The organism is Kingella sp. SNUBH-2017, assembly GCF_028680565.1.
GTDB lineage: Bacteria > Pseudomonadota > Gammaproteobacteria > Burkholderiales > Neisseriaceae > Kingella_D > Kingella_D pumchi.
Genome location: NZ_JAPHVK010000004.1, coordinates 62,525 through 86,746 on the forward strand (window position 1 = coordinate 62,525; position 24,222 = coordinate 86,746).

The 24,222-nt window shown below is 58.8% G+C and carries 19 protein-coding genes and 2 tRNA genes; 1 reads left to right on the plus strand and 20 read right to left on the minus strand.

Going from position 1 to position 24,222, the window contains the following annotated elements:
• Positions 1-5: 5 nt before the first annotated feature.
• The 9 genes from nrdG to OP500_RS04710 form a co-directional block, all read right to left on the minus strand.
• A complete protein-coding gene (nrdG, locus tag OP500_RS04670; RefSeq protein WP_274070334.1) occupies positions 6-572 on the minus strand; it encodes an anaerobic ribonucleoside-triphosphate reductase activating protein in 567 nt (188 codons plus the stop codon).
• A gap of 406 nt (positions 573-978) precedes the next feature.
• Positions 979-1,524: a thermonuclease family protein gene (locus tag OP500_RS04675; protein ID WP_274070335.1), complete on the minus strand. Its 546-nt coding sequence runs from the start codon at positions 1,522-1,524 to the stop codon at positions 979-981.
• Positions 1,525-1,625: 101 nt separating this feature from the next.
• The gene (ampD, locus tag OP500_RS04680) at positions 1,626-2,210 is read right to left on the minus strand and encodes a 1,6-anhydro-N-acetylmuramyl-L-alanine amidase AmpD (RefSeq protein WP_274070336.1); all 585 of its coding nucleotides are present in this window, start codon (positions 2,208-2,210) and stop codon (positions 1,626-1,628) included.
• Between the two features lie 70 nt (positions 2,211-2,280).
• Positions 2,281-4,023, minus strand: coding sequence for a bifunctional alpha/beta hydrolase/class I SAM-dependent methyltransferase (locus OP500_RS04685; protein WP_274070337.1), 1,743 nt, complete (start codon positions 4,021-4,023; stop codon positions 2,281-2,283).
• Positions 4,024-4,125: 102 nt separating this feature from the next.
• On the minus strand, positions 4,126-4,539 hold the full coding sequence (locus tag OP500_RS04690; protein ID WP_274070338.1) for a hypothetical protein: 414 nt from the start codon (positions 4,537-4,539) through the stop codon (positions 4,126-4,128).
• Between the two features lie 32 nt (positions 4,540-4,571).
• A complete protein-coding gene (locus tag OP500_RS04695; protein ID WP_274070339.1) occupies positions 4,572-5,216 on the minus strand; it encodes a DUF2238 domain-containing protein in 645 nt (214 codons plus the stop codon).
• 169 nt (positions 5,217-5,385) lie between these two features.
• Entirely contained in the window at positions 5,386-5,985 is a 600-nt protein-coding gene (locus OP500_RS04700) for a CDP-alcohol phosphatidyltransferase family protein (protein ID WP_274070340.1), read from the minus strand.
• 138 nt (positions 5,986-6,123) lie between these two features.
• Complete coding sequence (locus OP500_RS04705) at positions 6,124-7,125, minus strand: L,D-transpeptidase (RefSeq protein WP_274070341.1); 1,002 nt, start codon at positions 7,123-7,125, stop codon at positions 6,124-6,126.
• Between the two features lie 388 nt (positions 7,126-7,513).
• Positions 7,514-7,813, minus strand: a complete 300-nt coding sequence (locus OP500_RS04710) for a GIY-YIG nuclease family protein (RefSeq protein ID WP_238745103.1) — start codon at positions 7,811-7,813, stop codon at positions 7,514-7,516.
• Between the two features lie 97 nt (positions 7,814-7,910).
• On the opposite strand from OP500_RS04710, the gene OP500_RS04715 reads away from it, so the two are divergent.
• Positions 7,911-8,594, plus strand: a complete 684-nt coding sequence (locus OP500_RS04715; RefSeq protein WP_274070342.1) for a 2,3-diphosphoglycerate-dependent phosphoglycerate mutase — start codon at positions 7,911-7,913, stop codon at positions 8,592-8,594.
• A gap of 132 nt (positions 8,595-8,726) precedes the next feature.
• On the opposite strand, the gene OP500_RS04720 is transcribed toward OP500_RS04715, so the two are convergent.
• The 11 genes from OP500_RS04720 to OP500_RS04770 all read right to left on the minus strand — a co-directional run bounded on the left by OP500_RS04720 (position 8,727) and on the right by OP500_RS04770 (position 24,160).
• Positions 8,727-10,574, minus strand: coding sequence for an ABC transporter ATP-binding protein (locus OP500_RS04720; RefSeq protein WP_238745125.1), 1,848 nt, complete (start codon positions 10,572-10,574; stop codon positions 8,727-8,729).
• A gap of 167 nt (positions 10,575-10,741) precedes the next feature.
• Complete coding sequence (locus tag OP500_RS04725) at positions 10,742-11,533, minus strand: methyltransferase (protein WP_274070343.1); 792 nt, start codon at positions 11,531-11,533, stop codon at positions 10,742-10,744.
• Positions 11,534-11,631: 98 nt separating this feature from the next.
• Positions 11,632-11,708 (minus strand) — tRNA-Asp (locus tag OP500_RS04730).
• A gap of 8 nt (positions 11,709-11,716) precedes the next feature.
• Positions 11,717-11,792 (minus strand) — tRNA-Val (locus OP500_RS04735).
• 145 nt (positions 11,793-11,937) lie between these two features.
• Complete coding sequence (locus OP500_RS04740) at positions 11,938-12,318, minus strand: DUF1304 family protein (RefSeq protein WP_274070344.1); 381 nt, start codon at positions 12,316-12,318, stop codon at positions 11,938-11,940.
• Position 12,319: 1 nt separating this feature from the next.
• Positions 12,320-12,916 carry a GTP cyclohydrolase II gene (gene ribA, locus OP500_RS04745; protein WP_274070345.1) on the minus strand — a complete coding sequence of 199 codons (597 nt, stop codon included), beginning with the start codon at positions 12,914-12,916 and terminating at the stop codon, positions 12,320-12,322.
• Between the two features lie 98 nt (positions 12,917-13,014).
• Positions 13,015-13,674: a hypothetical protein gene (locus tag OP500_RS04750; RefSeq protein WP_274070346.1), complete on the minus strand. Its 660-nt coding sequence runs from the start codon at positions 13,672-13,674 to the stop codon at positions 13,015-13,017.
• Positions 13,675-13,727: 53 nt separating this feature from the next.
• A complete protein-coding gene (gene rsmI / locus OP500_RS04755) occupies positions 13,728-14,600 on the minus strand; it encodes a 16S rRNA (cytidine(1402)-2'-O)-methyltransferase (protein ID WP_238745113.1) in 873 nt (290 codons plus the stop codon).
• 276 nt (positions 14,601-14,876) lie between these two features.
• Positions 14,877-15,446 carry an L-threonylcarbamoyladenylate synthase gene (locus OP500_RS04760; protein ID WP_238745115.1) on the minus strand — a complete coding sequence of 190 codons (570 nt, stop codon included), beginning with the start codon at positions 15,444-15,446 and terminating at the stop codon, positions 14,877-14,879.
• A gap of 193 nt (positions 15,447-15,639) precedes the next feature.
• Positions 15,640-16,482 (minus strand): OmpA family protein, encoded by an 843-nt coding sequence (locus tag OP500_RS04765; protein WP_238745117.1) that lies wholly within the window; start codon positions 16,480-16,482, stop codon positions 15,640-15,642.
• 70 nt (positions 16,483-16,552) lie between these two features.
• On the minus strand, positions 16,553-24,160 hold the full coding sequence (locus OP500_RS04770) for a YadA-like family protein (RefSeq protein ID WP_274070347.1): 7,608 nt from the start codon (positions 24,158-24,160) through the stop codon (positions 16,553-16,555).
• Positions 24,161-24,222: the final 62 nt, after the last annotated feature.

The window sequence follows — 24,222 nt, forward strand, 5'->3', positions numbered from 1 at the left end:
ACGGTTCAGGCCGTCTGAAGAAGGGCTTCGCGGTTCTCCGCCAAGCCTGCCGCTGCCACCTCACGGGCGGCAATCGGAATCACTTTGTTGGGCGCGGGTTTGTCTTTGACGAACAAATGGTTGAGCACCTCACCCGTGCGCAAATCGGTAAATTTCTGGTTGGTCGTCGGGCTGTCCAAGCCGCCCAATTCCATCACCCAGCGGCCGGTTTTCAGATAGGTCAAAAGCGGGATGATGCCGTCTGAAACCGCTTCCAATTCGTCGCGCTCCAAGCCGGTGTACAAACACGTTTTCAAGCCCGCCGCCGCCACGGCGCGCAGCATTTTTTCCAGCTCTTCGGGCACCCATTCGCCGCCCATAAACAATACGCAGCTGATCAAGCCCGCATAGCGCTGCAGACGGCCTTCGAGATATTCAAGGGTCAATTCCTGCCCCAAGCCCACTTTCCAAGTGTCCGCGCTGTGGCAGCCCTTACAGCGCAGCTGGCAGCCTGAAAACAAAAACGCCAGCGACACTTCGCCCGGCACTTCCTGCCAGACAATCTGCTCGATGGTGAATTTCAGGGTCTGCATCGGGGTTATCCTTGGATTTTCGCGTTAAAAAGCAGCGTAAAGACACAATTTCCAATCAGCAATGTTACTGATTGGAAACGTAAAACTGTGGCGATACTAGCCCGCCTTGCGCCGCTTGGCAAATCGGATAAATTATCAACAAAAAATAAATTCCTTTAAAATTATAAACATGAAATCCACAGATTTATCCACAATTTTGCTCCAGCCCCGATGGGCAAAGGGCTGCAAGCATTATTAAAATTTTTCAACTTGATTTGGCCGGCATCAACTTTTTCTCACTTTTGGCCGCCGTTTTCCACAGGCGGCAAAGCAGATGCCCGCGAGATTGTTTCAGGCTGCCTGTACGCGGCAATCGGGCGCAAAAAAACCGCTTTCAGGCAGCCTGAAAGCGGTAGCGGCAAACGGTTTATTCGGCGCGGTTGTCGTGGTGCCGTTCGCGGCGGCGGTAGTCCCACGGGGCTTCGGCGCCGCTGTTGCGCCACAGGCCGCTGCGGGTTTTGCGGGCGTTTTGCTCGGCTTCGGCGTAGCGCGCGTAGTCGGCTTTGTCCTGCCGGCGGCGGGCGATGCTGCGGTAGTGCCAGGCGTGGCCGTTTGCCAGCTGGCCGAGATTGACGTCGCGGCCGGACAGGCTGATGCGGGCGACTTCGCGGCGGTATTGGTCGGTATCGAACACTTCGACGCGCACTTTCTGCCCAAGCACGGCTTGGCGCAGGGCGTCGCGGCTGGCGATGCCGCCGGCCTGGCTCATCTCGGGCGCGTCGATATAGGCCAGCCGCACGCGGCGGCTGCGGCCATGGCTGTCGCTCACGCGCACGGTGTCGCCGTCGGCAACTGCGGTTACGGTGGCGGCATAGCCCGCTTCTTCGGCGCCGGCGGCCGGCTCGGCCAGACAGGCGGCGGTAAACAGGGTGGCGGCAAACAGCGCGGCCAAACGGGGAAGCATGGGTTTCATGGGGCGGGTCTCCGAATGTATTGTGTGTGAACAAAACGGGTTGGGACAACGGACGTCTTTCAGGCAGCCCGAAAAGGCCAAAAGCCCGTGCGGCAGCGTTTTCAGGCTGCCTGACCGGCATAAACGCCGTCGGCGCCGTTGCGGTCAACGGGAAAACCGGCGCGGATCAGGCGCGGCCAGTCGAAAAAATGGCCGGGGTCGGTTTTGCGCTGTGGGGCGATGTCCTGATGGCCGGTAACGGCGCAGATGGGATAGGCGCGCATTAGGGCGGCGAGCAGGGTTTCCAGCGCAGCGTACTGCTCTTGGGCAAAGGGCTCGAAGTCGCAGCCTTCGATTTCGATGCCGACCGAAAAGCCGTTGCACTTCTCGCGGCCGCGAAAGGACGACACGCCGGCATGGTAGGCGGCATCGTCGCAGGATACGAACTGCTGCACGCGGCCGTTGCGGGCGATGAAAAAATGGCTGGACACGCGCAGGCCGGCAATCTGGGCGAAAAAGGGATGCGCGGCGGGGTCGATGCGGTTGGTAAACAGCCTTTGCACCGCGTCGCTGCCGTATTCGAAAGGCGGCAGCGAGATGTTGTGCAGCACCACCAGGCTCACTTCGCTGCCGGCTTCGCGCGGGGAAAAATTGGGCGATTCGAGCTGCTCGGCGCCCTGCCAGCGGCCTTGCTGCCATTCGTGCATAGGAGTTTTCCTGAAACGGTTGCGGGGGGGGTTGGGGCGGGCAGGCAGCCTGAAAACTTTTCAGGCTGCCTTATTCTTTAACGGCCAGGCTGACGGTGAAAATGCCGTCTTCGTCTATCCACTGGCGGATTTTGCGGAAACCGGCGGCGGCGGCGAGCTGGTCGCTTTCGGCCTGGCTGCGGCGGCGCATCACCCAGTTGGGGCTGCCGGCCTTGTGGCTGGTGAGCGCGCGGGCGATCATTTCCAGCTGCGGATGCCAGGGCTGGCCGGTGTAAACCAGCAGGCTGCCCGCTTCGAGCGCATCGCCGATGCCGCGCAGCGATTCGAGCACCAAATCGTTGTCGGCAAACAATTCATGCAGGCCGGAAACGATGGCCAGCGTGGGGCGCGGCTCAAGGTTTTGGTAGTTGGCGCGCTTAAAGGCATCGACTTCGTCGAAAGTGGCGATTTTGCCAAGACCGCGCTCGGCGATCAGGCGGCGGCCGGCGGCGACGTTGAGCGGGCTGTAGTCGCGCAGGCGCACGGAATCGGGAGCGTCGATACCGGCAAAGGCATCAAGCACATAGCGGCCGTGGCCGGAAGCGATGTCGAGCACATGCACCGGCCGCCCTTCGGCGCGCAGCTTTTCGCAGGCAGCCTGAACGGCATGGGCGATGTGGATTTTGCGTTGGCGGATGCCGCGCCAGCCGACGGCATTCAGATACTGGCGGTCGGCCCAGCGGCCGAAGGCGTTGCTGCCCTGCGCCTGGTTGCGGTAAACATAATCGAGCGTGCTGCCGGAATCAAAACCGGTTTCCTGCCCGAGTTTCAGCCCCGCGCTCCAGCGGGCGCCGAGTTTGAGCAGGGCGCGGTAGCCGCGCCAAAACAGGCCCCGCGGGCTGAATGCCGGCAGCGGCGTTGCCAGCTCGTCGGCTTCGCGGCGGCTCTCGCCGTGCAGATGGGCATCCAGCAGCTCAGATCGCTCGGGCGCGGCGGCGAAACGCTCGCGGATAAAGCGGCGCATTTGATCAAACACGGCTTCGCGGCCGCTTTCGCCGAAGGTGTCGTGATAAAAACCGGGCAGCACATGGCGCTCTTTGATGCGGCTGCCCAGCCGGTTGTAAAACGCGTGCTGCGGCGCGTGGTGCACCACCCAGTCGCTGCCGGATATGAACAGCTGCACCGGCACGCCGATCGCCTGCGCGTCGGCCACCACGCGCTCGGCGGTGTCGTACAGGCCCAGCAGAATGCGCACGGAAATGGCGCGGGCAATCAGCGGGTCGCTGTCGTAGCTCTGCTGGCGCTCGCGGTTGTGGCTCAGATAGTGCGATTTGACATAGCTGTTGACGAAAAAATTGCCGCGCCATTTGTAGAGCAGGCGCAGGCCGCTGCGGGCGAAGGGCACGTAGAGTTTGACTTTGAACGCCGGCGACGCGAGCACGGCGCAGCGGATATCCGGTGCGTAGTCGTGCAGCCAGGCCGACACCAGCACCGCGCCCACGCTTTGGGCGATAACACAAATGTTTTGCGGCTCGATGCCGTAGGCGCTGCCGATGTGGCGGATAAAGGCATCGACGTCGGCCACCGAAGTGCCGATGCTCGGGCTGTCGCCGCGCGCGCCCGGGCTCATGCCGTGGCCGCGGGCGTCCCAGGCGAAGCAGGCGAAATCGTCCAAGCCCAGCTCGTCGGCCACAAACATCATGCGGCCGGAATGCTCGTGGCCGCGGTGGAACAATACCAGCGCTTTGCCGCTGCTGCCGTCGGCAGCGGGGCGGTAGCGGTAAAACAATTCGGTGCCGTCGTCGGCGCGGAAGGTTTTTTGCTGCTCCTGCATGGGGAATCCTTTGTGTTGGTACGAACGGTGTTTTCAGGCTGCCTGAACATTTCAAGGCAGCCTGAAAAGCGGTTTCGGCCTTTCAGGCTGCCTTTGGGCAGGCTATTGCATTGCTACCGGCGGCAGCTGCCATTGGGCGAGTAGTTCATTTAATTTTTTGAGTTTGCGCGCACGTACCGGCTTGGCAAACATACCGGGCGCATTCAGGGCGAAACGGTTGATTCCGAATAAAAAGTTCACGCACTCGCGCACTTTCATCCGGCCGCCGTCAAAACGGATTTCGCTAAAGCTGGTCAGCATGCCGGTGCCTTTGACCCATTGCCCGTCTTTGGCTTTGAAACCGTTTTTCTGCGCCCATGCCTGCCACTCGGGCGACGATTCGGCGTTTTGCGGCACGGTGATGGTAAGCACCGGATGGCTGGCCGCCATTTTTTGCGACATCACTTTCAGCACCAGTATCGAAATGCCGCCACCGATAACGGCGCCAATAACGGCGGATACCAGGGTTGCAGACATTTATTGGTAACTCCTTTTTTATATTGAAAAAATCAGTTGACCCGTTTGCTGGCATAGCGGCCGCTGCGGTCGGGGCGCACCAGCACAAACAGCACCAGCGCCGCCAGCGCGCCCAGGGTGTCGGCCAGCATGTCTTTTTGCGCGTCCCACACATCGCCCTGCGAACCGAGAAACTCGATACCGGCGCTGCCGCCTTCGCGCACCGCATACTGCCATTCGATGATTTCATAAGCCGCGGCCACCGACATCACGAAAAACAGCGAAAAACACAGCGCCAGCACCGTGCCGCACAAACGCCGGCGCAGCAGCCATTCGGCCATCGGGAAGCTGTAAAAACCGATGATGAAATGCCCCAGCCGGTCGTAATGGTTGCGCCCCTCGCCCAACAGCGGCTCCAGCAGGCGGTTGCCGGCTTCAAAAGGCACGTTGGCAAACGTATAGTGGGCGCCGACCATGTGCAGCAGCATCCACATGCTCATCAGCACATAGGCGGTGTTGCTGAAACGAAAGCGGCGGTAAGTCGCTACCAGCACGATGAAAACAGCGAAAATCGGCACCGTTTCGGCATACCACACCGCGCGGTCAACCGGCGCGATGCCCGACCACAGCGATACCGCGGAAAAAACCGCAGCCAGCAGCAGCGGCAGTTTGTCGGCAGTTTTTTGCGAAATATGCATAGTCCCTCCGTGGTGGCATTTCCCCTGCGGCAAACCGGTTTGCAGGCAGCCTGAAAACCGCTGCGGGCGGATGATCCGGCCGCACGCAAGCCTGCCGGCTGGGAAACAAAGCTGCGGTTTTACGGCTTTTACGCGGCAAAGGCAAGCGCGGCGGCGATTTTTCCCGCTTTCAGGCTGCCTGCAAACCGTTGCGGATGCGCCGCCAACAGGTAAGCGCCAGCGCCGCGCAGGCGAGCCACATCAGCCAGTACCACGCACTGTGCAGCGCGCCGCCCCACGCATAGCAGACGGCGGCCAGGCCGATAAAAAACGCGCGGTCGCTCTTGCCCATCGGCCCGTCGTAACGGCGGCCGCTGCCGTAAACCTGCGATAACACGCCGCACAATTCGCTCAAGGCCGAGAGCCAGATAAAGCAGGCAGCCTGAAAGGCGGAAAACGGCGTAACCAGCGCAAAGGGCAGATACAGCGCGGCATCGGCGGCAACGTCGGTCAGCTCGTTCAGGCAGCCGCCGAGCGCCGACTGCTGGCCGAACTCGCGCGCCAGCATGCCGTCGGCCGCGTTCATCGCCATGCGTACAAACAGCCACAGCGGCAGCAGCCAAAACAAAGGCGCCGTACCGGCACAAGCCGTCAGCAGCGCGCCCAACAGCAGCGACAATCCACAGGCCGCCAGTGTAACTTGGTTGGCGCTGATGCCGCGGCGGTAAAGACGCGCCACCAGCGGCCGCAGCAGGTTTTGGAATTTGGGTTTGAGGGCGTAGATGCTCATGGGAAAAGAAAAAACAGAAAACGAAAATAGAAAAAAGCAGCCTGAAACACCATACCGCCGACAGCGTATGCGCGGCAGCCACCGCAGATATTTTTTCAGGCTGCCTGAAACCGTGTTCGGGCAGCCTGAAAGGGCGGTTTATGGTTTGTTGACCGGCGTGAGCGGTTTTTCGCCAGGCTCGAATACGCTGATCGGCTGTTCGTCGTCGAACACCGAAGTCGCTTTGTAGGTGCCGCCGCGTTTGCTGTCGCCGCGCTGCGGTTTCAACGGAACTTCGTTTTCGCCGGTATCGACTTCGATGCTGCTGCCTTCGGGCAGTACCTGGTCTTGGGTCGGGCGTACCGGCACGTTGGCTTTGGCGGCGGTCAGTTTTGCCGAACCGCTGTGCCAGGCCAGCGATCGCAGATTGCCCTGGATTTTGGCGGCGCCGCTGCAGCTGATGCACACCGGCGTGCCGCGGCGGGCTTTGAGCACCTGATCGACTTTGGCGCTGCTGACGTTGCGGCCGTTGCTCTGCGCCCAAGCGGCGATGCTTTGCTTCAGCGTGGCGGTTTTCAGATTGTTTTTGCGGTAGGGGTCGCCAAAGGCCGCCAGCCACAGATTGCCGCCGTCGTCCACGTTCAGCGCCGCCATTTCGTACACCACCGATGCCGGCGAGCCGGAAGTGATGGTTTTGGCAAACTGCAGCGCGTCGGGCGACTTCATGCGCACGCAGCCGTGGCTGCGCACACCGGGCACGCTGGAAGGATTGCTGGTGCCGTGGATGCCGAGACCGAGTTTGGGCTCGCCCAAACGCACGAACACCGGCCCCAGCGGATTGCTCGGGCCGGGCGGAACGCTGGTTACGCCGTCGCCGCGCTCGCGCTGGATGGATTTGGGAATGTGCCAGGTCGGATTAAAAGCCTTGGCGCCGATGCGGTGCTCGCCGAGCACGGTTTGGGTGTGCGCCTTGCCCACCGCCACCGGATAAGCCTTCTGCAGCTTGCCGTTGGAATACAGAAACAGCCGCTGCTGCGGGATGTTGATAACAACGTGCCAGCCCTGGGCGGACGGCGAAACGTCGGGAACGGGGGTGGTCTGGGCGGCCAGCGCGGCCTGGCCGGCAGCCAGCGCCAACAGGCCGATAAGCAGTTTGTTCATCTTGCTTGAGGTACTCGTACTACAAAAATAAAAGACGCGCATCATACCGTAAAACCGCCGCCCGCCAGCGCATTTGTATGCGCCCTGCCGGCAGCGCCAAGCGGCTCAACGCAGCCTGAAAACGGCCAAACGGCAAGGCAGCCGCGCGCAACGCGCCGCCGGCGGGCGGCAGCCTGAAAAACGCGGGTACAGCGCTGCCACGGCATACTGTAGGCTTTGTGCAACAGTTCGGAAAACCTGTTTCGACAGCGGCGCCATCGCCGCCTGGTTTTATCTAAAAATGCCCACTTGGCAAAACGCCGAAAGCAGCCTGAAAACCCCAATCCGGTTTTCAGGCTGCTTTTAACGGCGAAGCGCCGGACGGATGCAAAAACACAGAAAACGGCTTTCAGGCTGCCGCCACCGCCCTACTCTCTGCCGCCGCCCACAAGGCCAGCTTGGCTTGGCGCGGCAGTTTTTTTACCCGCGCTTCGGCACGCAGCGCGGCGGAGCGGTCGAAGCAGCAGCCGATCAGGCGCATTTCGCCGGCGCCGCGGCTGCGGGTGTAGCGCGCGCCACGGCCGCTGCGGTGTTCGCCCAGCCGCCGTGCGGGGTCGGTGCAGATGCCGCAGTAGAGCGAGCCGTCGCCGCAGGCGAGCAGGTAGAGAAACCAGCGGCCGCAGCCCGAAACCGTGTCTGTCGTGTTCATGCCTTCCTTTCAGGCTGCCTGAAACCCTGCCGCGCTGGCAAAAGCGGGCGTTTTTTGCTATAAACCGCCGCGTTTTCCCCCAACCCTAGGAACAATGATGGAACTTGTATTTATCCGCCACGGCCAAAGCGAATGGAACGCCAAAAACCTGTTTACCGGCTGGCGCGACGTCAATCTCAGCGCGCAGGGCGTTGCCGAAGCGCAGGCGGCGGGGCAGAAGCTCGCCGCCGCCGGCTACGAATTCGACCAGGCGTTCACGTCGGTGCTGACCCGCGCCATCAAAACCTGCAACATCGTGCTGGAAGAAAGCGGCCAGCTGTGGGTGCCGCAAACCAAAAGCTGGCGCCTGAACGAGCGCCACTACGGCGCGCTGCAGGGCTTGGACAAACAGCAGACCGCGGAAAAATACGGCGCCGACCAGGTGCACATCTGGCGCCGCAGCTACGACACCCTGCCGCCGCTCTTGCCTGAAGACGACGAGTTTTCCGCACGCAAAGACCGCCGCTACGCCCATCTGGCCGCCGACACCGTGCCCGACGGCGAAAACCTGAAGATCACGCTGGAGCGGGTGCTGCCGCTGTGGCAGGACGAAATCGCCCCCGCCATTCTCGCCGGCAAGCGCGTTTTGGTGGCGGCGCACGGCAATTCGCTGCGCGCGCTGGCCAAGCACATCGAAGGCATCGGCGACGACGAAATCATGAAGCTGGAAATCCCCACCGGCCAGCCTTTGGTTTACCGCTTGGACGGCAGCCTGAAAGTACTGGAAAAATTCTATCTGTAAACAGCCGCCGCGCGGCTTAAATACAGCGGCACCGCACAGCGCCTGCGGTGCCGTTTTTTGCTTTCAGGCTGCCTGAAAGCGTAGAAAAAGGCAGCCTGAAAAACCGTTTGGCTTTTTTCAGGCTGCCTGTGCTTAATGCTCGACGTGCTGCGGCAGGAAGCCGCCGCTCTGGTGCGCCCACAGTTTGGCGTAGAGCCCGCCTTTGGCCAGCAGCTCTTCGTGCTTGCCTTCTTCGACGATGCGGCCTTTGTCGAGCACGATCAGCCGGTCCATAGCGGCGATGGTGGACAGGCGGTGGGCGATGGCGATCACGGTTTTGCCGTCCATCATTTTGTCCAGGCTCTCTTGGATGGCGGCTTCGACTTCGGAATCGAGCGCGCTGGTGGCTTCGTCCAAAAGCAGAATCGGCGCGTCTTTGAGCATCACGCGGGCGATGGCGATGCGCTGGCGCTGGCCGCCGGAGAGTTTGACGCCGCGCTCGCCGACGTGGGCATCGTAGCCGCGCCGGCCTTTGGCGTCGGACAAATTGGGGATGAAGTCGGCGGCTTCGGCGCGCTCGGCAGCCTGAAACATTTCTTCGTCGCCGGCGTCGGGGCGGCCGTACAGGATGTTGTCGCGCACGGAGCGGTGCAGCAGGCTGGTGTCTTGGGTAACCAGGCCGATTTGCGCGCGCAGCGATTCCTGGGTGATGTCGTTGATGTTTTGGCCGTCGATCAGAATGTCGCCGCTTTGCGGCTCGTAAAAGCGCAACAGCAGGTTGACGATGGTGGATTTACCCGCGCCGCTGCGGCCGATCAGCCCGACTTTTTCGCCGGCTTTGATGTGCAGGTTGAAGCCGTTGAGCAGGGGCTTGCCGGATTCGTAGGAGAAATCGAGATGCTCGAAGCGGATGTCGCCGTGCTTGACTTCCAGGGCGCGGGCCTTGGGTTTGTCCAAAATGGTTTGCGGCTTGGAGAGCGTGCCCATGCCGTCGGTTACCGTGCCGATGTTTTCAAACAGCATCGCCGATTCCCACATGATGTACTGCGACAAACCGTTTACGCGCAGTGCCATGGTGGTGGCGACGGCCACCGCGCCGACGCCGACTTCGCCGCGTATCCACAGCCAGATGCCCAGCGCGGTGGTGCTGAAAATCAACAGTGCGTTTACGGCGAAAGACAAGGTGCTCAGCAGGCTGGCCAGCCGCATCTGGGCGTGAACGGTCTGCATGAATTCTTCCATCGACTCTTTGGCGTAGCGGGCTTCGCGCGCGCCGTGGGAAAAGAGTTTGACGGTGGCGATATTGGAATAGGCGTCGGTGATGCGGCCGGTCATTATGCTGCGGGCGTCGGCCTGTCGCTGGGCGGTTTTGGCCAGGCGCGGAATCAGGAGTTTCATCAGCAGGAAAAACAGCACCGTCCAGCCGATAAAGGGCGCCAGCAGCCAACGGTCGAGCGTGGCGAGAATCACGCCGCTGGTCAGGAAATACACCAGCACATACACCACCATATCGGCGATGGTCATTACCGTTTCGCGCACCGCCAGCGCGGTCTGCATCACTTTGGCGGACACGCGGCCGGCAAATTCGTCCTGATAAAAACCGAGCGACTGGTTGAGCATCTGGCGGTGGAAATTCCAGCGCAAACGCATCGGGAACACGCCCTGCAGGGTTTGCAGGCGCACGTTGGACGCGAAAAAGCGCCAAACGATGAAAAACGCCAGCAGCAAGCCCATGGCGGTGAGCGCCGCGCCTTTCTCCGCCAGCAGGGTCTCTGGGCTGTATTTGCCCAGCCAGTCCACCACTTCGCCAACGAATTGGAACAGCACGGCTTCGAGTATGCCGATAACGGCGGAACACACCGCCAGCACCAGTATCCAGCCGCGCACGCCGTCGATGCAGCTCCAAATAAAGCGGAACAGCCCGGCATCGGGCGTGGGCGGAACATGTTCGGGATAGGGGTCGATGCGGTTTTCAAACCAGCTGAAAATCGAATCCAACAGTTTCATGTGCGAATCCTTTGCCCGACGCGCTTTCAGGCAGCCTGAAAACGCAGCGGCGGTAAAAACGGGAAATTATAAACAATAAGGCCGGTCAAGCAGCCTGAAAGGCGAAAAACGGGGTTTCAGGCTGCCTTTCACTATTCTGCCCCCAGGCAGCCTGAAACGGCTCAGGCTTTGCCGCCTTTGGGGAAAAACTGCACCAGGTTTTCGCCCTGCGGCAGCACCAGTTTTTTCACGGCGTGGCCGAACACCGTTTCCAGCGTAATCCGCTGCAGGCGACCGTCTTTTACCGCTTGGGCGGCCAGCTCGCGGGCGGCGCTTTCGTTTTCAGGCTGCAATGCCGGCCACAGCGAGAGCGTATCCATATCGCGGCGGAAACTCTCGGCACTTTGGTACTCCAGCACCAGCTTGGCCGAATCCATTACCGGATCGTAAAAGCCGTGATCGGCGAGCATATCGCCCAAATCGTGCATATCGATCAGCGCGCTCGCGGCGCAGGCGATGCCGTTTTCAGCCAGCAGCGCGCGCACTTCGGGCAGGCTGTCGATGCCAAAATGGCTGAAAAACAGCAGGCCGTCGGTTTTCAAACCGCCCGCCCAGGCATCGAATACCGGCAGCGGGTCGCTTTCGGTGGCCAGCGCCAGATTCGACCACAGCATATCGGCCTGCATCGGCGGCAGCGGATCGCGCAGGCTCTGGCAGTGCTGCGCCGGCGCCGTTTTGCCTGCCAAGCGCGAGAGCCAGCCGCCTTTGCGGCCGGCGGCGGCTTCGGCGAGAAACTCGGGGCGCGGATCGTATTCGCTGAACACGGCCTGCGGATAACGCGCCGCCAGCAGGCGCCGGCTGTGGTCGCCGTCGGCACCGCAAAGCAGGATGCGCTGCGGCGTGCGGGTCAGAATCTGCAGGCGGCCGTCCATTTCGGCGGCCAGATGGCGGTGGATAAACCAGCGGTCGTCCATAATCCTTCCTTGGCGAACCTGCCGCAGGCAGCCTGAAAAAGGCCGCGGCAGGCGCATAGCAAAAAACCGCATCCGACAGGATACGGTTTTTTAAATTCTGGCGCGGCGGACGGGGCTCGAACCCGCGACCCCCGGCGTGACAGGCCGGTACTCTAACCAACTGAGCTACCACCGCGCGTTTGGTGGTGGGTGATGACGGAGTCGAACCGCCGACATTCTGCTTGTAAGGCAGACGCTCTACCAACTGAGCTAATCACCCGTATCCGCTGCAGGGCAGCGAAAGACGGCATTAAACCAAATTTAACGAAAACACGCAAGAGCGCTTAACGCTTTTTTTGTGCGTTTCGGATTAACAAAATGATGTCCAAAGGATTTTATTTTCAGGCTGCCTTACGCGCCCGGGCTTACCCGCAGATCAAACCGAGCAGCGAGAGTGCGGCGGGTACGCCCTGCACGGCGGCGGCGCGGCGTTTGCTAGGCGCGCTGGCGGCGAGATAGCCGGCGGCGGCCAGCATCACCAGCAGCACGGCGCTTTGGATGCCGGCGGCGAAAATCCGGGTATCGCCGTCGGACGAAAACGCGTGCAGCAGGGCGCCGGTCAAAGCCAGCGCGCCGATGCTCAGGTTATAAACCGCCAGATTGTAAAAAGCGGCGCGGGCGGCAGCCAAGTCTTCGCGGGCGATGCCGAAGGTGCGGCAAAAGGTGGGCGAACCGTAGCGCAGCCGCTCGAGATAAAAGATATAGCCGTGAACCAGCGCGGCCAGCAGGGCGAAGGCAAAAGCCATATCAACGCTCCATCATGTGTTTGAGTTTGCCGGCTTTGGTGTCGAGATAGTTTTGGTTTTCGGGGTTACGGCCCACCAGCAGCGGCAGGCGCTCGGCGATGTTGATACCGCTGTCGCGCATGGTTTGCAGTTTTTCCGGATTGTTGGTCAGCAGGCGCACGGAAGCGACGCCGAGATGATCGTAAATGTGTTTGGCGATGGAAAAATCGCGGGCATCGACCGGCAGGCCAAGCGCGAGATTGGCTTCAACGGTGTCCATGCCCTGATCCTGCAGGGCGTAGGCGCGGATTTTGTTGATCAGGCCGATGCCGCGGCCTTCTTGGCGCAGATAGACGATGACGCCGCGCCCTTCGGCCTGCACCGCGCGCATGGCAGCCTGAAGCTGGGGGCCGCAGTCGCATTTTTGCGATGCCAGCGCGTCGCCGGTCAGGCATTCGGAGTGGATGCGCGAGAGCACGGGGGCGCCGTCGCGCCAGTCGCCCATGGTCAGGGCGATGTGTTCCTGGCCGCTGCGGCTGTCTTCAAAACCGTGCATGGTGAACACGCCGTATTCGGTGGGCAGGCGGCAGGAAGTAAGGTATCGGATGTGGTTATCCATAAGGCCTTTCTGTTTGCTTGGGTGGTGTGTGTTTATTGTCCGCAAAGATCTTTCAGGCAGCCTGAAAACGCTTTTCAGGCTGCTTTGGGCGCGCTTAATTAAAGCGCTTGGTCTTCTTCGTCTGCCTGCGGGCGCGGCAGCAGGGTTTGTAGCGGGGCGAGACAGGCCAGCGCCAGGCCGAGCCATTCGGTTTGCGCTTCGGCGGCAAACGTGCCTTCGGCCTGCTCAATGTGCAGCACGCCGAACACGCGGCCGTCGGCACCGTATACCGGCAGACTCATCTGGGCGGCGCTGCGGCGGTTGTGCTCGCCGGACAGCTCGCCGATTTCCAGCCAGCGTGAAACGTCGTCGGCCAGATTCAGCCAGCCGGTGCGGCTGCTGTGGGCGGCAAGGTATTGCGCGGCGGTGGTATCGTCGGTGGCCAGCCGCTGCTCGATAGGCTGGCCCTGCTGCACCAGCCGCACCAGCGCGCTGTCGTCGGGCAGCAGGCCGTAAAGCACGGCGCTTTGCACGGGATGGCGGGCGTAGGCGGAATCGAGCGCCATAAAGAGCTGTTTGAGCAAACCGCTATGCTGATCGTTTTCTTCGATATGCTCGGCCAGCCGCGCTTCGGGCTGCTCGTACCACAATACGTCGTGCTCGATAAGCGCCTGCCCCTGCGCCATCACGGCTTGGGCGGCCAACTCGGCCACGCGCACGGCGTCGGCATCGAGTTTCAGGTTTTGCGTTTGCAGATAGTCTCGGATGTGTTCGGTCATGGTTTTCTCCGCACGGCAGGCGCCGCGCCGGTTTCAGGCAGCCTGAAAAAAGTTCAGCCGCGTTTTTGCGACAGGGCGTAGTCGTAGAGCGCTTTTTTGCTCTCGCCGCTAATCTGCGCTGCCAGCTCGGCCGCCTGCTTGGTGGGCAGCGCGGCGGCGAGTATGCCCATCACGCGGGCGGCTTCTTCGGGCAGCGTGTCGTACTTTTCAACTGCGGCTGGGTACAGCACCAGCACCATTTCGCCGCGCGACTGGTTGCTGTCGGCCGTGAGCGCGGCTTGGATGTCGGCCACACTGCCGCTTAAAAAGGTTTCAAAAGTTTTGCTGACTTCGCGCGCCAGCAGCAGGCGGCGCTGGGGAAACAGTGCGGCCATATCCGCCAGCGTGTCGGCGATGCGGTGCGGGGTTTCAAAGGCCAGCACCGCGCAGGTTTGGCGCTGCCAGCCTTCAAATAGCTTGCGGCGGGCGGCGGATTTGGGCGGCAGAAAACCATGGAAATAAAAATCCGGCGCTTCCACGCCCGCAGCGCTGAGCACCGCCATCACCGCCGATGCGCCGGGCACCGGCACCACCGGAAAGCCGGCTTCGCGCACCTGCGACACCAGTTTGGCTCCGGGGTCGCACACCGCCGGTGTGCCGGCATCGGAAATCTGGGCGACGGTTTTGCCTTCGGCCAGCGCAGCGATGACTTTGTCGGCCATCTGCCGCTCGTTGTGCTCGCGCAGGCTGACGAGTTTGGCCTGTATGCCGTAGGCGCTCAAAAGCTGGGCGGAAACGCGGGTGTCTTCGGCGCACACCCAGTCGGCGGCGGCGAGCACCGCCAGCGCGCGCAGGGTGATGTCGGCCAGATTGCCGATGGGCGTGGCGACGATATACAGCGTGCCGGCGCGCACACTCTGCTGCGCCTTCTGATGGTGTTTGAGCATGAAAAAATCCTTGTGCGGCCGGCAAAAGCAGCCTGAAAACCCAAGGGCAGGCCGTTTCAGGCTGCCTGCGGGCAAAATGCGGCGGGGCGATTATAGCGCCGAAGCGCGCGGTACTTTCAGGCTGCCTGCGGCGGGATGCTTCTCGGCAAACCCGTTTATCGGCACCGGTTCGGTTTTCAGGCTGCTTTCAGGCTGCCTGAAAAGGCAAAACGGCTTGCACGGCAACATGCGGACAAGCGCTTAGACGATAAGGGGCGGTTTTTCTGATAGCGCGCTTTAACGCAGGCGGCGGCGGCTGTCCCAATCGATGATTTCGCTCGGCGCGCGCCGGCCGCCGGTGCGCCCGCCGATTACCCACACCTGCCGGCCGAACAGGCGGCGGGCTTCGCGTTCGCTCTTGCAGGGGCGGCCGCCGGAGCGGTTGCACGATGTCGAAACCAGCGGCATGCCGGCCAGCGCGCACAGGCGGCGCACCAGAGCGTGATCGGGCACACGCACCGCCAGCTTGCTGCGGCCGCGGCCGCGCAATTCGAGCAGCACGCGCCGCGCGGCCGGCAGCACAAAGGTTTTGGCCGCCGGCCACACGCTTTCAAGCTCGCGGCTGTCGGCAGCGGACAGGGGACGCAGCAGGGAACGCAAGCGCTGCAGGCTGTCGGCGGCGACAATCAGCCCTTTGCCCTGCGGCCGTTTTTTCAGGCGCAGGATTTTGTTGAGCGCGCGGCGGTTGTCCGGCGCGGCGCCCAGGCCGTAGCAGGATTCGGTGGGGTAAGCCACCAGCCCGCCGCGCCGCAGGTGGGCGCGCAGCCGGCGCGGATTGAGCGGGGTGCGGAGTCTTGGCGAAATCATGGCAAAGCTGCTGTAGCGCAATCGGATGGTTTGAAGAAATAAGGCTTTCAGGCTGCCTTGGGCTGTCTGCCCAAATAGGTCTGACGGCAGCAGGTTTCAATATTACGGCTGCGGCGGCTGTTTTTTCAGGCTGCCTGAAAGCGGAAAAACTGCACCCCGCCGGCGGGGTGCAGTTTGGCAAAGCAGCCTGAAATCAGCGGTTGTTGCTGATGGACATGCCGTTTACTTCCAGCTCAACGCGGCGGTTGGGCTGCAGGCAGGCAATCAGTTCGGCGCGGTTGCCGCGGTTGTCGCACTGCTTAACCGGCTGGGTTTCGCCGGCACCGTAGGCATACAGCACGTTGGCGGGTACGCCGCGGCTGATCAGGTAGTTGCGCACGGTTTCGGCGCGCTGCTGCGACAGGCGCATATTGTAGCTGTCGCTGCCCAGATAGTCGGTGTGGCCGATGATGCGAACCTGATCCAGGCGCTCGAGACGGCCGAGTTTGGCGGCTACATCATCCAGTTCGGCTTTGCCTTGGGCGTTCATGTGGGCCAGATCGCCTTTGTCGAAGGCAAACAGGGCGTCGGCAGAAAGCACGATACGCTGCATCTGCATCTGCGGCTGCGCCATCATGGCGGGAGCGGGCTGCTCTTGGGCGGGCGGGCAGACGGCATTTTCGGGATCAACGGCGCGCCAGTGGAAACTTTGGGCGCGGCGGTGTTTGTCGAACTTCACTTTGTACTGGCAGGTGGTGATGTTGTCGGTGCCCTGGCCGGGGGTATTGAAGTGGAACAGGTAGTTCCATTCGGACACGCGGAAGCCTTCGTCATAGTGCGGACGGCCGATCAGGTAGTAGAGCTGGTCTTTGGTGTCGCCTTGGCGGATTTGTTTCAGGCTGCCCAAGTCGGGGAAAGTGCCGCGGTTTTTGTTGAAGGTCACGCTGTAGGGGCGCGGCCATTTGAGGCCGTCTTCGCTTTTGCTGCCGGAAGCACAGGCGGCCAACAGGGCGGCAGAAGCAATCATTAGGGCAAGACGGGAGGTTTTTTTGATCATAATTGTTCCTTAAAAAATATTGCGGGGTTTCAGGCTGCCTGCCGTGGCAAGGCAGCCTGAAAAACGGTTTTTACCACTGGTAACCGGCACCGATGGACGCACCGAAACGGCCTTTGCTGTTGCCGCTGGCGGTACCTTTGATGATCCAGTTGCCGCCGTCGGTAATGGCGGAGAAGCCTACGGCGTAACCGGTTTTACCGCGGTAGTTGCTGGCGCCGACGGCAATCATGCTCTTACCGGGCAGGTAGGCCTGGGGCAGGCCGGCGGTAGCCATGGCGCTGGCGGTACCGGCATCGGCTTCGTCTTCAACATTGTTGATCTTCTGCTCCAGCGCGGCAACGTGGGCGGTGTTGGCACCGGCAATCGCACCCAGTTTCTGGTTCAGCTGGCCGACGTTTACGGCATCGGTATCGGCTTCACCTGCGGCAACGTTGGTGATTTTCTTACCGCCTGCATCAACACCATTGGTGGTTACGCTCGGGCCGCCGTTGATGGTCAGGCCGTTGTTGTCCATTTTGGTATTGCCGGTGGTAACGCTGGTCAGGCTCAGATTCTGGTTCAGACCAAGCTGTACGCCGCCGTTAACGGTGGTGCTGGTAACGTTGTTGTCGCCTTTCACGCTGATGGTGTCGCCAAGCTGGTAGTTGTTGGCGGTATTGCCGTCACCGAAATTGAAGCCTTTGGCGATGTTGGCGGTGTTGTTGGCTACGTTTTGGTTGGTAGCGTGCAACTGGCTGCCGTTCACCGCGTCTTTGCTGGTATCGGAAATATCGCCGTCGGCAACATTGGTGATTTTCTTATCGCCCATGTTGATGCCGTTACCGTTGATTACCGGGCCGCCGTTGTTGATGGTCAGGCTGTCGGCCGTCAGGTCGGGGTTGGTGGCGATGGTGATTTCTTTGCCGGTGTTGGTAATGCTGATGTTGTTACCGTTTTTGAAGTTCACAGTTTCACCGGAACCGACTTTTTCGGTAGCGCCGCCGTTGGTCTGGAGGTTCCAGCCGGCATTGGCGGTGCTGTTGATGTGACGGATGGCATCGTCAATGGTGGACTGGCCGGTGCCGCCGATATCGTTGTTGGTGTAGCTGCCGGTATTCGGATCATAGGTGGTATTGCCGCCAATGATGTTTTTCACACCGTCACCGTGCTGATGCAGCTGACTGCCGTTAACCGCGTCTTTGCTGGTGGCGGTAACATCGCCATTAGCAACGTTGGTTACCTTCTTATCAGCCGCATCGATACCGGTCTTGGTTACGCTCGGGCCGCCGTTGATGGTCAGGCCGTCGTTATTGAGCGTGCTGTCGCCGGCTTTCACGCTGTCAACATCCACATCGCGGTTCAGGCTGACTTGAACGCCGTTACCGTCGGCTTTGGTGGTGATGTTGCTGTCGCCGGTAATGCTGACCTCGTCGCCCAGTTTTTTCACACCGGTATCGCCGCTATCACCCTTGAAGGTCAGACCTTTGTTATTAACGGCATCGGCAGCATCAGCGCCTTTTTTGATGTCGTCTTTAACTTTGTCTGCCAAACCAACATTGTAGGTAGTAGTGTTGGTTGTGGGATCGTTGGTCGCGGTTACCACGGTTTCATCGTTCACACCGCCTACCACTGATTTTTCAGCATTGATGGTGTATTCGGTGCCGCCGTTGGCATTGGGAGCCTCGGTAACGGTGACGTTATTGCCGGCTTTCACGGTATTGCGTTTTTGTGCTTCCTGCTGAACAGCATACAACTGGCTGCCGTTAACCGCATCTTTGCTGGTGGCAGTAACATCGCCGTCAGCCACATTGGTGATTTTCTTGTCACCCATGTTGATGCCGTTGCCGTTGATTACCGGACCACCGTTGTTGATGGTCAGGCTGTCTGCCTTCAGGTCTTTGGCCAGGTTGAAGGTAACGTTGTTGTCGCTGGCAGTTTTGCTGACAACAATGTTACCGTCGGTGTTGTTCAGGTCAACAGTGGAACCGTCTCCCACGGTAGAGCCGTTGGCTCCTTGGGCTGTCAGCGTGAAGCTGCCTTTCTGGCCTGCCTGGTCAGCTACCAGTTTCAGCTGGTCTTCGGTCGCTGCCTGGCCGCTGGTGATGCTGTTCGGATCCCAGGTTTTGTTGGTCAGTCCGCCAATGGTGCCGGTGTTGCCGTTGATGGTAACGGGGTTGCCACCAGTGCTCGGGCCGATATTCAGCACATCGGCCAGACGCATGTTGATGCCGCTGGCATCGGCGCTGGTAACGATGTTTCTGTCGCCTTTAATGGCTACGCTGTCGCCCAGTTTTTTCACACCGGTGTCGCCGTTATCGGCGGTAAAGGTCAGACCTTTGTTGTCTACTGCATCTTTGGCATCAACGCCTTTTTTGATGTCGTCTTTAACTTTGTCTGCCAAACCGACTTTGTAGCTGGTAACGTTGGTGGTGGCATCGGGAGTAGCCGTTACCACGGTCTCGTCATCCACACCGCTGGTCTCGCTGCCTTTGGCATTGACGGTGTAGGTGTTGGTGGCAGCATCATGGTCAACAGAAGCGATATTGGTGCCTGCAACAACTTTGGTCTGCGAGTCTTTGAGCTGTTTGACGTTAACTGCATCGGTGTCTTTCTTACCAGCGGCAACATTACCCAAAGTAACGGGAGAGCCGGCGGTATCGCCAACCAGATTCACCGCATTGCTGGGCGTACCGGTGTTGTTGCCTGCGGCATCGGCATAGCTCAACGGGGTGTCGAATTTCACTTCGGTTACGCCGTTGGTGGTTTTGACGTTGGCTACAGTACCTTGGCCGTTAACAAAGTTGACGGTGTCGCCGTGGGTAACGAAATCCGAAGCGGTGCCGTTGCCTTGAACGGTGAAGCCGGCGTTCAGTACGTCGTTTACAGTGGCGGCGTTATTGCCTTTGCCTGCCAAATCGGCGCGGCTGTTGTTGGTGGGGTTGCTCAGCGCAGATGCGGCATCGGCCAGATTGCTCTTCACGTTCGCCAAGGTGGTCGGATTGGTGGTGCTGTTGTCGCCGCCGTTCATGGAGGCAATAACATCACCTGTGCCAACTTGGGTACCTGCGCCGTTCGGCTGGGTGTAGAAGTTGCCGTCGGTGTGTTTGTACACTTTGCTGCCATCGGCTTGGGTGTACACCACAGGCGTTTGCGCATTTTGAGTGATTTGCTGTGCATTCAAAGCGTAAGTGAATGTGCTGCCGCTTTGTTCTACGGTCAAACCATTGCCTGCTTTCAATGTCAGGGTGTCGCCTGCTTTAATCAGCTGCTCGGTAGGCGCTGCGCCTGTGGTGTTGCCACCCGCAGTAGCTTTAAAGCCGCTGCTGTTGATGGCATTGGCAATGTCGCCTGCGGTTACCAGTTTGCCTGCGTCTGTGCCAGTAGGAACGGTTACTTTACCTGCATCTGTACCTGTGGCGGGTGCAGTCAGGGTAACGGTGTTCACACCTACTTTGTATGGGTCGGTGCTGGAACCTGTGCCCGTTACGGTTACGGGGCTGTTATCGGCAGCCTGAACTTTGGTTTTGGCAGCCTGAATCGCATCGTGAATGGTGTTTTGACCTGTGCCACCAATATTGCTCATCGTAATATTGCCGTCAGCGTCTATTGCAGCATTGCCACCCAAGATAGTTTTAACCGTGTTACCAACATTACCCAATGTTTTTTGGGTGGCGTACAGTTGGCTGCCGTTAATGGCATCGGTGCTCGCGGCAGAAATTTCCCCTGGTGCAACGTGTTTGATTTGACGTTCAAAGCCTGTATTACCAACCGATACTTGGTCGCCCACAGCTACGGAACTATTACCCGCGAAGTTGCCATAAGTTAAACCACCAACCGTGGCGGAAGTAACTTGGGTGGCGTTGGTATTGGTTTTACTGCCTGCGCCCAAAGCAATGGCATTGTCTTTATTGGCTGATGCGCCTGTGCCGATTGCAGTGTTGGCTGTGCCTGATGCGGTAGATTTAGCACCCAATGCCACGCCCAAATCGCCAGACTGGGCTTGCACACCAACAGACACACCCGCTTGTTTAGAAGCGGTTTTGATGTACACGCCATTTTGCATTGTGTCGCCTGTTAAGGCTTGATAGGCTTGACGTACTGTGCCATTGACTTGATTGCCATTGGTCGGGTCGGTATAGCTGGTTTGTTGGCTACCTGCGCTGTCCAAATCATCGCCACCAATCGCCACAGAGCTATCACCATACGCCAGCGTATCGCTACCCAATGCCAAAGATTGGTCGCCATAAGCATAGGTGCGGTGTTCAGGCTGCGCACCAGTCCCACCACCAATCGCAACCGATTGTCCAACGGATTTCACTGCCAAATTAACCCTGCCCAAAGAGCCGCCTGCATTCACGCTAATGGCTTGGTTAGAACCAACTGTTGCATTCGCACCAATCATCACACGTTCGCCACTTGCGCCACCAGCAGGACCTGAACCACTCAAAGCACCTGCTTGATGACCGACAGCAATATCGTTGCGTGCATTTGCCTTAGCAAATGGACCCATTGCCATTGAGTTGTTGCCAGTCGCGCCATCGTTGTTGTAGTTGCTGCCTGCGGCCGTTTGAGCAGATTGAACGCTGTAATAATGCGTGTTACCGCTGCCACCTGCACCGCTGCCGATGTTGGTAATGGTGATTTTGCCGCCGTTTTGCGACACGTTAATGCCGTTGCCGGCTTCAAATGTCAGCGTTTCATCACCCACAATTTTCTTATCGGCAGCACCGGTTGCGCCGGCAGGCGTGCTATCGCTGGACGCACCAGTGCCTGTATGGGCAACGGCCACATTAAAGCCGTTGGCTTTCAGTTGCGACACATTGACCGCATCGTTATCTGCTACGCCATTTGCCACATTACCCAACACAACCGGGCTGCCAGCAGTTGCACCAATCAGATTAACCTTATTGCTGGGAGCATTGGTGCTCGCGCCTGCGTTATCAACATAACTCAACGGGGTATCGAATGTAACATTGGTTACACCACCGTTATTGGTAACTTTGGCAACCGTACCTTGGCCGTCAGAGAAGGTCGGAGCAGACGCACCACCTGTGCCGCCGGTGCTGCTGATAGTAAATTCACCGTTGTTTTGGTCAATCTTGATGCCGTTACCGGCAGTAAATTTAACAGTTTCGCCGGGATTAACCACTTCTTCGCTTGTGCCGCTTACTTGCCCGGAACCTGTTTGGCCGGAGGTAACGACAAAGCCGGAGTTATTGATGGCTTTGGCAATTTCACCGGCAGTAACCAGCTTGCCTGCATCGGCAGCATCAGGGGTAGCAATCACGCCTTTGGCACCACTACCCAAAGCAACGGTATTGACTCCCACCTGATAAGGGGTGGCAGCGGATCCGTCGCCACTCACAGTAATCGGGCTGCCTGTAGCGGCTTCCACTTTGCTGACCGCACCTGCGGCGGGATTGGCATTGATGGTGATTTTTTTGCCGCTTTGGTTGATGGTAACGTTGTCGCCAGCTTCAAAAGTCAGAGTATCACCGTCTGCCACCTCTTCACCTGCGCCTGCAGTACCACCTTTGGTCGGCACAGAAGCCACTTTGAATTTTTGCATGGCGGTATCGGCTTTTTTCAGGCTGCCTTTGGCATCGTCATTCAAATCCAGCTCGTAATCAGGTGCAGTTGCAGTACCTTTATTGTTTACGGTGATTTTGCTGCCGGCAGCTGGCGAAACTTTAGTAGGCGTACCGTCTTTCACCAAATTAGCAACCGATTTCAGCTGTGCGACGTTTACCGCATCAGAATCTTCCGTACCGGCGGCCACGTTGATAATCTGGCGGGTAGCGTTCTGAGTACCCACAGATACCGCGCCGGCAGTGCCTTTTACGGTAGCTTGGATATTGTTGCGGTCGGTCTGGCTGGTATTATCCAAAGCATAAACCTGGTTATTGGCAACCGTTGCATTTTGAGTTGCTTGAACAGCCGTTTCGCTGATTGCGTTGCGGGTTGCCTGCGAACCCGAACCAAGTGCTACCGCACCGATAACGGTTGCAGAAGTATCACGACCGATGGCAATTGCATTCTGCTCATTGCTGTTTGCACTGCTACCAATAGCGATACCATGTGCTTTAGAAGCAACCGCATTAGCCCCCATTGCTGTTGTATTTATTTGGCTAGCGCGGGCATTCAAGCCAATAGCAACGGCATTTTCTTCTTCTGCACGGCCTTTACCCAAGGCTATGGAGTGACCACCTGCCGCATAAGAAGTATCGCCAATCGCTACAGCGCCTTCCGATTTGGAAAGACCTGTAGACTGTTGGGCAACTTCTGCGTTGCCAATCGCAATGGATTTATCACCCTCTGCCTTGGCATTAATGCCAGCAGCCATCGCCTGATCGCCGGTTGCGCCGTCGTTGTTGTAGTTGTTGTCGGTAGTTTTACCGTTTACATGATAAAAATGCGAGCCGCTACCAGTAGAAATATTGGCAATTTGTGTCTGCAACCCGCTGGCAACATGGTAGAGCTGGCTACCATTGATGGCATCAGTACTAGAAGCATCGATTTCGCCAGGGGCAACATGTTTGATTTGGCGCTCATTACCGGCACTGCCAATTGACACTTGATCACCAGCATCTACATTGCTAGATCCAGCAAATGAATTAGCCCCTCCGCCATAAGTGATGCTGCCAACAGTCGCACTGGTGACACCGGACGCATTAGTGCCGGTTGTACTGCCGGAGCCCAAAGCTACAGCATTCTGCAAGCTAGCATTGGAACTACGACCTAAAGCTACCGTATCTTCAGCAGTAGCTTTGGATCCTTGTCCTAAAACAGAACCACCCTTAGCAGCCTCTGCCTGATAGCCGATCGCAGTTGCATTTTCATCTAATCCTTTAGCAGCATAACCGAGCGCAACAGTCCCCGCCTTCCCTTTTGCTGTGCTTGAAAGAGTACCAATCGCAACAGAGAGATTATGTCCTGCTGTTGCACCATTACCCATGGCAATAGACGAGTTAGCACCCTCTGCCAATGCGTTATAGCCGATAGCAATAGAACCAGCACCTTTAGCACCTGACCGATTATAATCATCGCCCACCCCGATAGAGATTGCTGTTGGATTTTTATTTTCATCCGACAACATTGAGCCCTTACCTAGACGAATGCTATAAGTTGCACCCACACCATTAGTGCCTAAGTCACCCACACCAATGATGCCGCTATTTACATCCAAACGGCCGCCAAGCGACAAATTCTTTGCACCATTATCGGCATCAGTCGCAGCACCGTCCTTTCCATAAAACAAAGTACGGTTGGTCTGCGTATTATGATGTTCTATTGCTATACTGGTAGATGAACATGGATTAAAAGCACGTTGTTTAACATTGAAATAATCCAATGTAGGATTAGCACCAGCCGGCACATAACCACCGTTAACATACTGGATTTTTTCTCCATGATAGATGGTATACATGCCACCCCAATTCGTACTATCCGAAATTGCCATACAGGAAGGATCAGTACCATCGTTAATATAGATACCAGGACCTGCATAAGCAGCAGACGAGAGCATCATACCCACAGCAGCCACCGCTACAGCAATGGTTTTGCTTGATTTGGATTTACCATGGGCGGTACTGATTTCGGATACGGCCACCCATGCATTGGCGGCATCGCTCCAAACAACTTTATAAACCTTATTCATAGCTTTCTTCCTAAAAGTGTAAAAAACAAAGGGGTACAACAAAATTTAAACCTAGCGAAACGGTTTTCAGGCAGCCTGAAAACCGTTTCGCCGCTTTGATGTAA